Below are 13,413 nucleotides of genomic sequence, written 5' to 3'. Positions count from 1 at the left end.
CTATTCCGATGGTGGCCCGCCGCACTGCCGATCCGGCAGAGACACGTGCCGCGGTACTGGCCGTGGCGCACTGGTTACGTGATGACACCCAACCCGCGCCGGCCCGGGCCGATATCGCCGCCGCGGTGCGGTTGACCGCCCGCACCCTCGCCGCGGCCGCACCCGGCGCCAGCGTCGAGGTGCGGGTACCGCCGTTCGTCGCGGTGCAGTGCATCGCCGGGCCCCGGCACACCCGTGGCACACCGCCCAATGTGGTGGAGACCGACGCCCACACCTGGTTGCGTCTGGTCACCGGACTGACCGCGATGACCGACCCCCGCCTGCACCTGTCGGGTTCCCGGGCCGCCGAGATCGCTGACGCGCTGCCCCTGGTCACCCTGCCCGGCTAGCGCATGTAGGGATACTCCTGCACCCAGTGGAAGCCGCGGCTGCGCAGCGGAAAGCTCTCCAGAACAACCGATTCCAGCTCCATGGTGACCGGGCGACCCTGCAGCGTGCCGGTCAGCTCCAGGCGATCCGGCGCGGGTCTGGCGACATCGAACTCGGCGAACTCCGCCGGATCCGCGGCCGGAGCGGTCTGGCCGTCCGGTTTCGGGAGCGGGGTGCTGATCTCAAGGTGCCGCTGCTCGGCATCGAACTGCAGTGGTGCGTCACGCAGATCGCCGTCCATCCACTGGATCGTGACCATCCCCTCCATGTCGAAAATGACTCGCTGCCATCGGAATCCGTCGGTGGTCAGCGGCGGAGCCTGCCGATCGTCGACGCGGAAGTCGGTCACCGTCCAGATTCCGTAGAGTTCGGGTTTTGCCCGCCCGTCACCGTATTGGTGCCACGCCTGCCATCCCATGACGGCCAGCCCGATGCTGATCCATACCCCGAGCCCGATCTGCACGGCGGTGGCGATGCGGTTCGAGCGATCCGATGCGAACAGCCGCGGCGCCGGCGCCGGTTGCACAGCACGGTGACCCACGAACACATCGACAAGACGCCGCAGATGCGGGGCGAGAAGCACGATGCTGATCAGCAGCAGGTGGAACGAGAGGATCTTCACGGGGACGTCGAAGGCCATGTTCAGCAGGAACACCTGGCCCATGCTGAGCAGGCTCAACAATGCCCCCAGCACGGCGGTGCGCGGCCAGAACAGCAGCAGGCCCGCCGTCACCTCCACCGCGCCGAGGGCCATTTCGTAGGGATGAGAGGTGCCGACCTGCAGCCACAGCATCGACATCGGGCTGAACTCGCCGAGAGGTTGCACCAGGGCCGCCAGCGGCGGGGTCGGCATCTGGGTGGGGATCAGCTTGGCGAACCCGTAGAACAGCATCTGCCCGCCGAGACACAGCCGCAGGAAGACCGTGAACCAGACCGCCTGCCGGGCGTAATCGGTCCGCCGCCGGTCCAGGACCGACCACAGAGCGGTGCCGAGCATGGCGATGATCAGCAGGCAGAGGATCGATACCCAGATCGCGGCCTGGTCTCCACTGCCCGAGTCCCGGCGGATCGCGGCATCGATACCGAAGACCGTGCGGCCCACCCAGCTGTTGACCGGATCGGTCAACAGCATCTGCCACATCACCGCACCGGGCGGCAGCCACAGCGCGATGACGCCGGCGAACGCGTAGGTGATCTGCGCGAACCACAAACAGAACAATCCGAAGTAGAGGACGCAGAAACGGAATGCGACCTTCGTCACTAAATTCCACACATCAGCTGACGGTAGTTGCCGGATACGCGCGGCGGAATGGGGCCAACCCCCACCCGGATGTGGTGAAAACCATCTTGCTGTTGAGTTTTTCGGCACCGATGACCGTAGACTGGCGGCGTCACCCCCAGCCCCCAGGGAGCAGCCATCGTGACCTCCGCGCCGGTAGAGCCTGACGAGACCGACCCCAAAGAGGAGTGCGGCGTCTTCGGCGTCTGGGCTCCCGGTGAGGACGTGGCCAAGCTCACGTACTACGGCCTGTACGCGTTGCAGCACCGTGGCCAGGAGGCGGCCGGTATCGCGGTCGCCGACGGTGCTCAGGTCCTGGTCTTCAAGGATCTGGGTCTGGTCAGCCAGGTGTTCGACGAGCAGACCCTGGCCGCCATGCACGGACACGTCGCCGTCGGGCACTGCCGGTACTCGACCACCGGCTCCACGACGTGGGAGAACGCCCAGCCGGTCTTCCGCAACACCGCCGCGGGCACCGGCGTGGCCCTCGGGCACAACGGCAACCTGGTCAACACCGCCGAACTGGCGACCCGCGCGCGGGCGGCGGGCCTGATCGACACCCGCGGCGCCCCGGCCGCCACCACCGACTCCGACATCCTCGGCGCGCTGCTGGCGCACGGTGCCGCCGACTCCACCCTGGAACAGGCGGCGCTGGCGCTGCTGCCCACCGTGCGCGGTGCGTTCTGCCTGACGTTCATGGACGAGAACACCCTCTACGCCGCCCGCGACCCGCACGGTGTGCGCCCGCTGTCGCTGGGCCGCCTCGACCGCGGCTGGGTCGTGGCCTCGGAGACCGCCGCCCTCGATATCGTCGGCGCCTCCTTCGTCCGCGATATCGAGCCCGGTGAACTCCTGGCGATCGACGCCGACGGCGTGCGGTCCACCCGATTCGCCAACCCGACCCCCAAGGGCTGCGTCTTCGAGTACGTCTACCTGGCCCGGCCCGACAGCATCATCGGTGGACGCTCCGTCCACGCCACCCGCGTCGACATCGGCCGTCGGCTGGCCGCCGAGAATCCCGTCGACGCCGACCTGGTGATCGGCGTCCCCGAATCGGGCATCCCGGCCGCCGTCGGTTACGCACAGGGCTCCGGCATTCCCTACGGCCAGGGCCTGATGAAGAACGCCTATGTGGGCCGTACCTTCATCCAGCCGTCGCAGACCATTCGTCAGCTGGGTATCCGGCTCAAGCTCAACCCGCTCAAAGAGGTCATCCGCGGAAAGCGTCTGATCGTCGTCGACGATTCGATCGTGCGCGGTAACACGCAGCGGGCACTGATCAGGATGCTGCGTGAGGCGGGGGCGGTGGAGGTCCACGTACGGATCGCCTCGCCGCCGGTGAAGTGGCCGTGTTTCTACGGGATCGACTTCGCCACGCCTGCCGAACTGATCGCCAACGCCGCCAGCAACTCCGCCGATGAGTCGGAGATGCTCGAAGGGGTCCGGCGGGCGATCGGCGCCGACACGCTGGGCTACATCAGCCACCAGGGCATGGTGGCCGCGACCGAACAGCCCGCATCGCGGCTGTGCTCGGCATGTTTCGACGGTGACTACCCGATCGAACTTCCCGGCGAATCCGCGCTGGGCAAGAACGTCATCGAGCACATGCTGGCCAGTGCCGCACGCAACGGCCTTCCGCTGGAGTCGACGAACGCCGGCGGGGACAACGCGGACGCCGTCCGGCGGCCGTGACTTCCGGCCCCGCGGGGCGGATCACTGGAACGGGCAGCCCGGGTTGTCCACCGAATTGGCCAGCGGGGAGCCTGCGGGCACGATGTAGCCCACCCACATCACCAGCGGGTCGGGTCCCAGGTTGCGTCCCTCGTGCACATAACCCGGCCCGACGGTCTCGGTGATGGCGCTGCCCGCCGGGTAGGTCCCGTCGACGGAGCAGTCGGCCGAGTAATGGGTCAGCGTGCCGGAGCGGATCACGCCGTACACCTGGCCGGGATGCCAGTGCCAGCCGGTGCTGCCGCCGGGGGCGATGGTGAGCTCCTTGGTGACATAGTCCTGGCCGTCACCGGTGGATTGCACCAGGATGGTCCCCTGCACGCCCTCCCCGGGGGTGGCTGCCGCGGGAGCCGGCCAGCCCAACGACACCATCGCGACGAGCAGCGCCCCACACAATCTGGTCATGACTGCTCACGGTCTCACAGCAGCGGCGTGAGCGGGACCGGTCTGCAGGATGCGATCGGTGGACGCAGACCGGGTAGCCTTGGGCCCGATGAGCGAGCTTCAACGGGCGGGTCGCTGACATGGGTCAGGGACACGACGAACAACACGGTATTTCCTATGCAACGGCCGGCGTGGACATCGAGGCGGGCGATCGCGCCGTCGAGCTGTTCAAACCCCTTGCCAAGCGTGCGACCCGGCCGGAGGTACGCGGCGGTCTCGGCGGGTTCGCCGGACTGTTCGCGCTGCGCGACGGGTACCGCGAGCCGCTGCTGGCGTCCTCGACCGACGGGGTGGGCACCAAGCTGGCCATCGCCCAGGCGATGGACAAGCACGACACCGTCGGTCTGGACCTGGTCGCGATGGTGGTCGACGATCTCGTCGTGTGCGGTGCCGAGCCGCTGTTCCTACAGGACTACATCGCGGTGGGACGGACCGTCCCGGAGCGGGTCGCCGCGATCGTCTCGGGTATCGCCGACGGCTGCGTTCTGGCCGGCTGCGCGCTGCTGGGCGGTGAGACGGCCGAACATCCCGGTCTGATGGAGCCCGACCACTACGACATCTCCGCCACCGGTGTGGGCGTCGTGGAGGCCGACAACGTGCTCGGGCCGGACCGGGTCAAGCCCGGCGATGTGATCATCGCGATGGCATCCACCGGCCTGCACTCCAACGGCTATTCGCTGGCACGCAAGGTCCTCCTGGAGATCGATCGGATGGATCTCTCGGGCCACGTGGAGGAGTTCGGCCGCACCCTCGGTGAGGAGCTGCTGGAGCCCACCTACATCTACGCCAAGGACTGCCTGGCGCTGGCGGCCGAGACGCAGGTGCGCACGTTCTGCCACATCACCGGTGGCGGGTTCGCAGGCAACCTGGAGCGCATCATCCCACCCGGCCTGGTGGCCGAGCTGGATCGTGGCACCTGGACCCCGGCGCCCGTCTTCGGCATGATCGCCCAGCGCGGGCGCATCGAGCGTGCCGAAATGGAACGGACGTTCAACATGGGCGTCGGTATGGTCGCCATCGTCGCGCCGGAGGACACCGACCGCGCGTTGGCGATTCTCACCGCTCGCCACCTCGCGTGCTGGCCGGTGGGGACAGTGGCCAAGGGCGCAAAGGATGGGGTTCGAGCTCAGCTCGTCGGGCGTCACCCGCGGTTCTAGAGACCCGTCGAGGGTCGCCGGCCGCGGGGACGCCGGCCGGCGTCAGCGACGCCAGTCGTCCTCGTCGACATAGCGATCGGCGGGTCCACCGAAATCATCGGCGCTGCCGTTGAAGTCGTCGGCACTGCCGCTGCTGCGACCGCCGTTGGACAGTTCGCGCTGAAGCCGCTCGAAATCAGTCTCTGGCGTGTTGTATTTCAGGTCTCGAGCAACCTTGGTCTGCTTTGCCTTAGCCCGGCCGCGGCCCATAGGGGACCCCCTCGCGCAATAACGGAGCGGCCCAACGTGCAGGCGGCTCCGATCTGAGTGTGTTTATTGTCCTGCCGATACCTTACCGTGCCTCGGGGCGGACCGCTGGTAGGCCCTACGTACCAGCGGTGTCAGCGCTCCATCAGCGGCTACCGCGCAGCTTTTCGACCGCCAGTCTGCCCGCGCCGACATGCTCGGTATGCGGCATCGACTCGGCTTCGATGGCGGCGGCCACCTCGACCTCACCCCCGGTGACGAGCGCCGTATCGGCCGGGATACCTCGTTTGACCAGCGCCAACGCGATCGGGCCGTCGTCGACATGGTCGACGACGGTGCCGAGGCGGCCCACCGCGCGGCCGCCGGCCAGCAGCGGATCACCGGTGGCCGGTCGGTCGGCGGAACCGTCGAGCTGCACGAGCACCAGCATTCGCGGCGGCTTGCCGAGGTTGTGCACCCGGGCGACGGTCTCCTGGCCGCGGTAGCAACCCTTCTCCAGGTGCACCGCACCCTGACCGGGGCCACCGATCCAGCCCACCTCGTGGGGGATGGTGCGCTCGTCGGTGTCCACACCGAGGCGCGGGCGCCGCGCGCTCGCCCGGTGCGCCTCATAGGCCCAGACCCCAGCCGGCGGGACACCCGCGCCGTCGAGCCGGGACAGCCAAGCGTCCTTGTCGGCGCGGGGAACCACCAGGTCGAACTCGTCGGCGAACACCGCGCGCAGGAATCCTGCACCGGGCAACGGCGTCGCCGTCCACGGCGCGGCAGGGACCACCAGGCCGAGATCGGCCAGCGCTTTCGGCGCGGCGGGACCGATGAGCGAGAGCACCGCCAGGTCGGCGGGCTCGACGACGACATCGGCCCAGAAGATCATCTTGCGCAGGAAGTCCAGCAACGGTTGTCCGCGCCAGGGTTCGGTGTCCAGCACGGTGACCCCGTCGAGCTGGGTCTGCAGCCAGTGGTCTTCGACACGTCCCTGGCCGTCGAGGCTCAGGTTCTCGGTCACCGCACCGTCGGGTAGATCGCTGACGTGCTGGCTGGAGATGGTGTGCAACCAGCTCTTACGCTCGCCACCGGTGAGTTGCAGCGTGGCCCGGTGGGAACGGTCCACCACGACCGCGGCGGTGGCCGCGGCCCGCTGCTCGCCGAGTGGATCACCGTAATGCCAGACCGCGCCGGCGTCGGGACCTGATTCGGGGGCTGGTACGGCAGACATGCGTCCATGCTACGACCGCTACGCTGCCCGGATGCCCCCTCGATCCGCCGACGTGGTGGTGACCCTGGACGGGGTGGTGCGGTCCCCGTCCGCCCCGCTGGTCGATGCCACCGACCCCATGTTGGTCCGTGGCGCCGGGGTCTTCGAGACGGTGCTGCTGCGCGCCGGTACCCCCTGTCTGCTGGATGCCCATCTCGGCAGGCTCGCGGTGTCCGCCGCGCTGGTCGGGCTGCCCGCGCCCGACCTGCGGCGCTGGCGGGACACCATCGGGGTGGCCCTGGCGCACCGGCCGGGCGACGGCGTCCTTCGGCTGGTGCACGGACCGCGGGTCTCCTTCGTGACGGTCTCCGATGTGCCGGAGCGTGCCCTGCGGGCGCGCCGCGACGGGGTGGCCGCACTGACCCTGGATCCCGGGTCGCGGGGACGGATCTCCGGTGCGAAATCGCTGTCCTACGCCGTGAACTCGGCGGCGCTGCGGTATGCCCAGGCCCATGGTGCCGACGATGTCGTCTACGTCGATGCGGCGGGCACCGTGCTGGAGGGGCCGCGGTCGTCGGTCGTGATCGCTGTGGGCGAAACTCTGCTCAGTCCGCCGCCCGCTCTGCCGATCCTGGCGGGCACCACGGTGGCCGCGTTGTTCGATATCGCCCCACGCTGCGCCTACCGCTCGTTGACGGTCGCCGATCTTGTTGCGGCTCAGGGTGTTTGGCTGCTCTCGGCGGTGACGCTCGCCGCCAGGGTGCACACCCTGGACGGGGTGGCGCTGGCGCCCGCTCCCGGAGCCGACGGCCTGGCCCGATTGGTAGAGAGCGCGATCACCGGCTAAATCGGTTGTCGGACCCGGCTTCTGGGAGTACGGTCGCTCGTACACAGGAAGGGAGGTGGTCCGAGAAATTGAGTGACATACGGACAAGTGAGGTGGCTGCTAGCTAGCAGCACCAGGAGTGTGATGAGCGTCTTGGCTCTTCGCACACGCGTTTCGCGCACCCTGCGAGCGCTGGCGAATACCAAGTAGCCACCCGGCCCCCGAGCCCTTGGTTGGTCCAACCGAGATCAAACGGCTCGGGGGCTGCTCCGTTTCACGGGCAGCCGGATGAGCGGTGGAGTGACGGCGCTCAGCCGATGAAGCGGGTGAGCCGCGCCGACAGATGCGGTACCAGCCCGCCGTCGGCGTCGACGCGTTCCTCGACATAGGCCAGGTCGCCACCCTCGACGATGCCGTAGAGCCGCTTGGCGCCGCCGACCAGTTGCCCGGATTTGCTGCGGGCCAATGCGTCGGTGGCCAGCTCCCAGGACGCCTGGTTCAGGGGAGTGCCGTAGAAGAGTTCGATATAACCCGACGCGTGGGCCAGCAGCAGCTCGATGGCCTGGGTTTCGTCGGGATCGGCGGGGTCGCTGACGAACCGCCAGTAACCGGTCTCGCGCAGCGCGGGGCCGACGTACTCACCGGTCTCGGACAGTCGCCACGAGCGGGAGTCCCAGTTCAGATAGTCGCCACCGTCGTGCGAGACGATGATCTGCTGACCGAAGTGGTAGTCACCCGCGCCGTCACGGCCCTCGCCGGTGCCGCGCCACACCCCGACCAGGGGAAGCAGCGCCAACAAACCGTCGTGGAGATCGGCGCCCTCGCGCAGATTCGCGGTGTCCGCGGGAATCGGGAGGTCGTCGAAGGAAGGGATGTTGCGGGCCGCGGTGATCTTGGCCCGTTCGGCCGCAGCAGCGACCGCCCGGTCACCCGACCCGGGGGCAACGGACTCGCCGTCCGACGGCCTCGGGTCGCTCACCCCTCGTCGGTGACGAGCCGGTAGACGGCGTAGAGCGCGAACCACGTGATGACGACGACGGCCACCACGAGCAGGAATTCGAAGAACAGCACCACGGGATGATCCTAACCGCCGATGGGCACCGCGCACGAGCCGAGGCCCGGGCGCGGTGCCATCGCTCATCGACTGAGCGAACTTTGACTAAGCGACCTTGACGTCGATTTCGTGGATGCCGGCACCGGTCGGGCTGATGCTGGCATCGCCGTTTCCGGCCGGCGAGAGAGCACGCAGCGTCCAGCTGCCCGGCGCCGCGAAGAAGCGGAAGTCACCGGTGGCCGACGCGACGACCTCGGCGGTGAACTCGTCGGAGCCGTCGAGCAGCCGGACGAAGGCACCGCCCACGGCCTGGCCGGAACCGTCGACCACACGACCGGTGATCACGGTTTCCTTCTCCAGGTCGACGCCGGCGGGCAACGTCAGTCCTTGTTTAGGGGCAGAGCACATATCAACTTCCCAACTCGATCGGGGCACCCACCAGGGAGCCGTATTCCGTCCAACTACCGTCGTAGTTCTTGACGTTCTTGTGGCCGAGCAGCTCCTGCAGCACGAACCAGGTGTGCGAGGACCGCTCGCCGATGCGGCAGTAGGCGATCGTCAGCTTGTCGCCGTCCAGGCCGGCGTCGGCGTACAGCTTGGCCAGGTCTTCATCCGACTTGAACGTGCCGTCCTCGTTGGCCGCCTTGCTCCACGGCACGCTGATGGCGGTCGGGATGTGGCCGGCGCGCTGGCTCTGCTCCTGGGGGAGGTGCGCCGGGGCGAGGATCTTGCCGGAGAACTCGTCGGGGGAGCGCACGTCGACCAGGTTCTTCTCACCGATGGCGGCGATCACCTCGTCGCGGAACGCGCGGATGTCGTTGTTGGGCGCCTTGGCGGTGTACGACGTAGCCGGACGGTTCGGCACCTCGGTGACCAGCGGGCGTCCGTCGAGCTCCCACTTCTTGCGTCCACCGTCGAGCAGCTTGACGTTCTCGTGGCCGTAGAGCTTGAAGTACCAGTAGGCGTAGGCGGCGAACCAGTTGTTGTTACCGCCGTAGAGGATGACGGTGTCGTCGTTGGCGATGCCCTTGTCCGACAGCAGCTTCGAGAACTGCTGCTGGTCGACGAAGTCGCGCTTGACCTGGTCCTGCAGCTCGGTCTTCCAGTCGATGCGGACGGCGCCGGCGATGTGCCCGCCCTCGTAGGCGGAGGTGTCCTCGTCGACCTCGACGAACACCGTGTTCGGTGCGTCGAGATTGCTCTCGGCCCAGTCGGTGGAGACCAGGACGTCGGAGCGTGCCATGAAGTGGTTCCTTTCGGTTGGTGAAGCGTGTCGTTGGTGAGTCAGGGGCGAGCGGGAACGCGGCGGAACCGCGCGACGAGCGGATAGATCTGGCAGCCCAGGCAGATGCCGAAGGCGGCGTTGAGGAACGCGGCGAAGAGGGCGAACGCGGTGGCCACCAGGCCGACCGTCGGCAATCCCGCGGCGAAGCCGAGCGCGCCGGCCAACCCGAAGGCGAACCCGACGAGCTGGGCGAACTTCAGCGGCGGGACCGGTTCGCGTTCGGTGACCGGTCCGCGCCGGGGCGCGATCAGTGCGGCGTAGATCCGGCCGTAGGGATGACGACGCGGTCCCGCGGTGGCGCCGATGGCGAACACGACGGTCTGCAGGCCGAGGATGACCGCTGCCGCGGGCACGCTGACCGCCGAGACGAGCAGCGTGGTGATCAGCACGGCGGTGGTCACCCAGGCGACGAACCGGGGGCCGCGGACGTCGACCTGATCGATGTGGTCTGTTGGCATGTGAGTGCTCCTGTTGCTTGGCTGGACTGGGCTGGGGCACACCATGAGGGCGCCTCCGCGAGCATGCGCACCAAGAAAGGGGGCGCGGCTACTCAGCAGCTACGACAACAACAGCAACAACCCGCCGTGCGGCACAGATCAACTGCGCGGCGTTTCGTGAGCAGCAGCTCAAGACGGGCGGTCACGACCGACATGGTACCCGTTCGCACGGCCGTCAGGCCAATAGAGGCTGCAGGGCCGAGCGCAGGTCAGCGGCCTTGGGGACACCGGTCGTGCGGTAGCGCGGATGCCCGCCGGCGTCGAAGATGATCGTGGTCGGCAGCGACAGCACCGAAAGCCGCCGCGCCGCCTCGGGATTGTCGTCCATGTCGATCTCCACGTGGGCGACCGTGTTTCCCTGACCGGCCAGGTCTGCGACCACCTGGTCGACCACCCGCCGCACGGCCGCGCACGGACCGCACCAGGTCGCGGTGAAATGCAGGATTGTCGGCCCTTCGGTGGACAGGCCCAGGCCGGCGGTGTCGATCGAGGCGGCCTCGTCGGCGGCGCGCAACATCCCCGACCGCAACGAGATCAGCTTGCCGACGATGTAACCGAGCCCGAGCACGGCGATCACCACGACGATCACGATCGCCATCGAAGTGTTCATGACTGTCTGAACCCGTCCAGGTCGATGGTTAGTCCTTCGGCGATGCCCTCGATGATCAGATCGGAGCCGCGTGCCCCCGCGGTGGTGGGCTGCAGACCGAACGGTAATCGCTGGCCGGGGATGCGCCCGGCGAACGCGTCGAGCACATCGGCGGTCTTGTCATCGGGCACCGCCTCGTCGGCCGTGCCGGGGCCGGTCAGCACCCCGGTGGGCGTCATGACAAGGGTGGTGTCGCCGGGATCGGCCAGCGACAGGTCCACCGCGACGCTGACGCGTTTGTCCAGACCGTCGGGCGTACCGGTGAACACCAGATCCTGCCCGCTGGAGATGCCGGACTCGGTCACCCCGGGGGATCCGTCCTCGGTCTCGCGGGTGGGTGCCTCCACCAACAGGTCCTTCATGCCGATGTACCGGCCGATATGGGTGGAGTCCAGGATGATCCGGCTTTCGACCTTGCCGACGGGCAGGCGCGCGTCGGGCCCGATCAGCCATCCGGTGTCGGTGATGTCGATGTCGTGCAGCGTGGCCTCCAGCGACACCTTCCCGGTGACCGGGTGGTCGACGCCGGCGGCCCGGATCTCCAACTCCTGGTATCGGTGTGCGCGGGCCTGGGTCGCGAACGGGAAGCCCAGGATGCTGACCCACGGATCGAAGTCCAGATGATTGGCCGTCCGCACGCTGCGGGCGAGGCGGTATTCGGCATAGATGGCGGCTCCGAAATCGGTGCCGACAGCCCCGACAACCACCGCCACGACGGTCGAGATGGCCCCGATCAGCATCTTGCGCACCGCCACATTCTGGCGCACACCGGTACGCCGGGGCGGGCACCCGCCGGTTCCGGTCTGCTAACTGCCAGGTGGCACGGTATTGTGGGGCGATCGTCGGTCGTAACGGCCACGTGTCAGTCATGAATCTGGAAGATGACCTCCGACACCGTTGTCCAGGGGAAGTCCACGACACCGCAAGGCGATGACGGGAGGGCACCGTGGAACTCTTACTACTGACCGTGGATCCGCATCCCGATACCGTGTTGCCGTCACTGTCGCTGTTGGCCCACAACGTGCGCACCGCTCCCACCGAGGTCTCCTCGCTGCTGGAGGCCGGAACCGCCGATATCGCGATCGTCGATGCGCGCAGCGATCTGGCGGCCGCCCGCGGGTTGTGCCGGCTGCTCGGTACCACCGGCACCTCCATCCCCGTCGTGGCCGTGGTCAACGAGGGCGGGCTGGTCGCGGTCAATGTGGAGTGGGGGCTGGACGAGATCCTGCTGCCCGGTACCGGCCCCGCCGAGATCGATGCCCGGTTGCGGCTGCTGATCGGCCGCCGCGGCGGTGTCGCCGACCAGGAGAGCGTGGGCAAGGTCACCCTCGGGGAGTTGGTCATCGACGAGGGCACCTACACCGCGCGGTTGCGCGGGCGGCCGCTGGACCTCACCTACAAGGAATTCGAGCTGCTGAAGTATCTGGCCCAGCACGCCGGTCGGGTCTTCACCCGCGCGCAGTTGCTCCAGGAGGTGTGGGGATACGACTTCTTCGGTGGCACCCGCACCGTCGACGTCCATGTCCGTCGACTGCGCGCCAAGCTCGGTCCCGAGTACGAGGCGCTGATCGGTACCGTGCGCAACGTCGGGTACAAGGCGGTCCGGCCGGCCCGCGGCCGCGCCTCGGCGCCTGCGGCCGAGGACGATCTGGACGAGGAGTTCGGCGGTGAACTCGACGCCGACCTCGGAGAGTCCGAATTCGGTTCCACGGCAGGGTCGTTCGGACCCCTGCGTGGCCAGTGATCGAATGGCGCAGCGGCCTGTCCGTCGACGACCGCTCCCGCATCACCGAGCTGATCGCTGCCGCCACGGCCGGTGACGGCGTGGCTCCGGTGGGGGACCAGGTGTTGCGGGAACTCGGCCGCGACGAGACCCGGCACCTGCTGGCCGTCGAGGGCGACGACGTTGTCGGTTACCTGAACCTGACCGGCCGGGACGAGAATGACCCCGGGATGGCCGAGGCGGTGGTGCATCCGGATTTCCGTCGTCGCGGTATCGGGTCGCAACTGATCCGCACCGGTCTCGGCGCAGGGAGTGCCGACACCCGCATCTGGGCGCACGGCGACCTCCCGTCGGCGCGCGCCACCGCCGCCGCGCTGGGGCTGCACCCCGTGCGTGAGCTGCTCCAGATGCGGCGCCCGCTGGCCGATCTGCCGCCGCTGCAATCCCGGCATGAGGCCCGCACCTATGCCGGGCCGACCGACGATCAGGAGCTGTTGCGCGTCAACAACGCCGCGTTCTCCTGGCATCCGGAACAGGGCGGCTGGACCGAGGCCGATATCGCCGAACGGCGCGCCGAACCCTGGTTCGACCCGCAGGGGCTGTTCCTGGCCTTCGAGGGCGCCCGGCTGCTGGGCTTCCACTGGACCAAGGTGCACAGCCCGTCGCTGGGCGAGGTGTATGTCGTCGGTGTGGACCCGGCCGCGCAGGGCCGCGGTCTCGGGGCCGAACTGACTTTGCTGGGCCTGCATCATCTGGCAGACCGGCTCGGCGGCGAGGCCGATGTCACCCTGTACGTCGAGGGCGACAACACCGCGGCGGTCAAAACCTACCGCCGCCTGGGGTTCGAGGTTTTCAGCGCCGATATCGCCTATGCCCGCCCAACTGTGAACTAGCTGTA

General features: G+C 68.4%; 17 protein-coding genes. 6 read left to right on the top strand and 11 right to left on the bottom strand.

The window, feature by feature from the left end; translation table 11 throughout:
- Positions 1-8 precede the first annotated feature (8 nt).
- Positions 9-389, top strand: coding sequence for a sterol carrier family protein (locus FBY28_RS09635; protein WP_019511099.1), 381 nt, complete (start codon positions 9-11; stop codon positions 387-389).
- Here FBY28_RS09635 and FBY28_RS09630 read toward each other — a convergent pair.
- Positions 386-1,690, bottom strand: coding sequence for a DoxX family protein (locus FBY28_RS09630; RefSeq protein ID WP_141870143.1), 1,305 nt, complete (start codon positions 1,688-1,690; stop codon positions 386-388). The genes FBY28_RS09635 and FBY28_RS09630 overlap by 4 nt on opposite strands.
- 159 nt (positions 1,691-1,849) lie before the next feature.
- Here FBY28_RS09630 and purF point away from each other — a divergent pair, with 159 nt between their 5' ends.
- Entirely contained in the window at positions 1,850-3,400 is a 1,551-nt protein-coding gene (gene purF, locus FBY28_RS09625; RefSeq protein WP_141866239.1) for an amidophosphoribosyltransferase, read from the top strand.
- Between the two features lie 21 nt (positions 3,401-3,421).
- On the opposite strand, the gene FBY28_RS09620 is transcribed toward purF, so the two are convergent.
- On the bottom strand, positions 3,422-3,844 hold the full coding sequence (locus tag FBY28_RS09620) for a cupin domain-containing protein (RefSeq protein WP_216847601.1): 423 nt from the start codon (positions 3,842-3,844) through the stop codon (positions 3,422-3,424).
- Positions 3,845-3,963: 119 nt separating this feature from the next.
- On the opposite strand from FBY28_RS09620, the gene purM reads away from it, so the two are divergent.
- Positions 3,964-5,040 (top strand): phosphoribosylformylglycinamidine cyclo-ligase, encoded by a 1,077-nt coding sequence (purM, locus tag FBY28_RS09615; RefSeq protein WP_019511103.1) that lies wholly within the window; start codon positions 3,964-3,966, stop codon positions 5,038-5,040.
- Positions 5,041-5,082: 42 nt separating this feature from the next.
- Here purM and FBY28_RS09610 read toward each other — a convergent pair whose 3' ends face one another.
- Positions 5,083-5,289 (bottom strand): DUF3073 domain-containing protein, encoded by a 207-nt coding sequence (locus tag FBY28_RS09610; protein WP_141866237.1) that lies wholly within the window; start codon positions 5,287-5,289, stop codon positions 5,083-5,085.
- A 142-nt stretch (positions 5,290-5,431) separates the two neighbouring features.
- Positions 5,432-6,502, bottom strand: a complete 1,071-nt coding sequence (ygfZ, locus tag FBY28_RS09605) for a CAF17-like 4Fe-4S cluster assembly/insertion protein YgfZ (RefSeq protein WP_141866235.1) — start codon at positions 6,500-6,502, stop codon at positions 5,432-5,434.
- Between the two features lie 31 nt (positions 6,503-6,533).
- Between ygfZ and FBY28_RS09600 the strand changes: the two genes are divergently transcribed.
- Complete coding sequence (locus FBY28_RS09600) at positions 6,534-7,328, top strand: aminodeoxychorismate lyase (RefSeq protein WP_141866233.1); 795 nt, start codon at positions 6,534-6,536, stop codon at positions 7,326-7,328.
- A gap of 289 nt (positions 7,329-7,617) precedes the next feature.
- Here the strand turns inward: FBY28_RS09600 and FBY28_RS09595 are convergent, their stop codons facing one another.
- From FBY28_RS09595 to lmeA, 7 genes are all read right to left on the bottom strand, one after another.
- Positions 7,618-8,286, bottom strand: coding sequence for a heme-binding beta-barrel domain-containing protein (locus FBY28_RS09595; protein ID WP_141866231.1), 669 nt, complete (start codon positions 8,284-8,286; stop codon positions 7,618-7,620).
- 180 nt (positions 8,287-8,466) lie between these two features.
- Positions 8,467-8,769, bottom strand: coding sequence for a DUF1416 domain-containing protein (locus FBY28_RS09585; protein ID WP_023986283.1), 303 nt, complete (start codon positions 8,767-8,769; stop codon positions 8,467-8,469).
- Between the two features lies 1 nt (position 8,770).
- Positions 8,771-9,604 carry a sulfurtransferase gene (locus tag FBY28_RS09580; RefSeq protein WP_141866229.1) on the bottom strand — a complete coding sequence of 278 codons (834 nt, stop codon included), beginning with the start codon at positions 9,602-9,604 and terminating at the stop codon, positions 8,771-8,773.
- Between the two features lie 41 nt (positions 9,605-9,645).
- Positions 9,646-10,104 carry a DUF4395 domain-containing protein gene (locus tag FBY28_RS09575; protein WP_141866227.1) on the bottom strand — a complete coding sequence of 153 codons (459 nt, stop codon included), beginning with the start codon at positions 10,102-10,104 and terminating at the stop codon, positions 9,646-9,648.
- Between the two features lie 92 nt (positions 10,105-10,196).
- Positions 10,197-10,298 (bottom strand): Ms5788A family Cys-rich leader peptide, encoded by a 102-nt coding sequence (locus FBY28_RS26405; RefSeq protein ID WP_353618511.1) that lies wholly within the window; start codon positions 10,296-10,298, stop codon positions 10,197-10,199.
- Between the two features lie 20 nt (positions 10,299-10,318).
- Entirely contained in the window at positions 10,319-10,753 is a 435-nt protein-coding gene (locus FBY28_RS09570) for a thioredoxin family protein (protein WP_141866225.1), read from the bottom strand.
- Positions 10,750-11,532, bottom strand: coding sequence for a mannan chain length control protein LmeA (gene lmeA, locus FBY28_RS09565; protein ID WP_286178490.1), 783 nt, complete (start codon positions 11,530-11,532; stop codon positions 10,750-10,752). The genes FBY28_RS09570 and lmeA overlap by 4 nt, the downstream gene beginning before the upstream one ends.
- A 206-nt stretch (positions 11,533-11,738) precedes the next feature.
- On the opposite strand from lmeA, the gene FBY28_RS09560 reads away from it, so the two are divergent.
- Together FBY28_RS09560 and mshD are read left to right on the top strand one after the other, a co-directional pair.
- Entirely contained in the window at positions 11,739-12,536 is a 798-nt protein-coding gene (locus tag FBY28_RS09560) for a winged helix-turn-helix transcriptional regulator (RefSeq protein WP_141866220.1), read from the top strand.
- Positions 12,533-13,408: a mycothiol synthase gene (mshD, locus tag FBY28_RS09555; protein ID WP_141866218.1), complete on the top strand. Its 876-nt coding sequence runs from the start codon at positions 12,533-12,535 to the stop codon at positions 13,406-13,408. Before FBY28_RS09560 ends, mshD begins: the two co-directional genes overlap by 4 nt.
- The last annotated feature ends 5 nt before the right edge of the window (positions 13,409-13,413 follow it).

It is taken from the genome of Arthrobacter sp. SLBN-53 (genome assembly GCF_006715585.1).
In the GTDB taxonomy this organism is placed as follows: Bacteria; Actinomycetota; Actinomycetes; order Mycobacteriales; family Mycobacteriaceae; genus Mycobacterium; species Mycobacterium neoaurum_A.
The sequence above is the reverse complement of the archived record's forward strand: the minus strand, read 5'-3'. Positions and strand labels throughout refer to the sequence as shown.

What these genes read in the sequence shown, in the direction of transcription:
- FBY28_RS09635 (WP_019511099.1), top strand. Translation starts at nt 9, where the DNA reads ATGGTGGCCCGCCGCACTGCCGATCCGGCAGAGACACGTGCCGCGGTA.
- FBY28_RS09620 (WP_216847601.1), bottom strand. Translation starts at nt 3,844, where the DNA reads ATGACCAGATTGTGTGGGGCGCTGCTCGTCGCGATGGTGTCGTTGGGC.
- purM (WP_019511103.1), top strand. Translation starts at nt 3,964, where the DNA reads ATGGGTCAGGGACACGACGAACAACACGGTATTTCCTATGCAACGGCC.
- FBY28_RS09610 (WP_141866237.1), bottom strand. Translation starts at nt 5,289, where the DNA reads ATGGGCCGCGGCCGGGCTAAGGCAAAGCAGACCAAGGTTGCTCGAGAC.
- ygfZ (WP_141866235.1), bottom strand. Translation starts at nt 6,502, where the DNA reads ATGTCTGCCGTACCAGCCCCCGAATCAGGTCCCGACGCCGGCGCGGTC.
- FBY28_RS09600 (WP_141866233.1), top strand. Translation starts at nt 6,534, where the DNA reads ATGCCCCCTCGATCCGCCGACGTGGTGGTGACCCTGGACGGGGTGGTG.
- FBY28_RS09585 (WP_023986283.1), bottom strand. Translation starts at nt 8,769, where the DNA reads ATGTGCTCTGCCCCTAAACAAGGACTGACGTTGCCCGCCGGCGTCGAC.
- FBY28_RS09580 (WP_141866229.1), bottom strand. Translation starts at nt 9,604, where the DNA reads ATGGCACGCTCCGACGTCCTGGTCTCCACCGACTGGGCCGAGAGCAAT.
- FBY28_RS09575 (WP_141866227.1), bottom strand. Translation starts at nt 10,104, where the DNA reads ATGCCAACAGACCACATCGATCAGGTCGACGTCCGCGGCCCCCGGTTC.
- FBY28_RS26405 (WP_353618511.1), bottom strand. Translation starts at nt 10,298, where the DNA reads ATGTCGGTCGTGACCGCCCGTCTTGAGCTGCTGCTCACGAAACGCCGC.
- FBY28_RS09570 (WP_141866225.1), bottom strand. Translation starts at nt 10,753, where the DNA reads ATGAACACTTCGATGGCGATCGTGATCGTCGTGGTGATCGCCGTGCTC.
- lmeA (WP_286178490.1), bottom strand. Translation starts at nt 11,532, where the DNA reads ATGCTGATCGGGGCCATCTCGACCGTCGTGGCGGTGGTTGTCGGGGCT.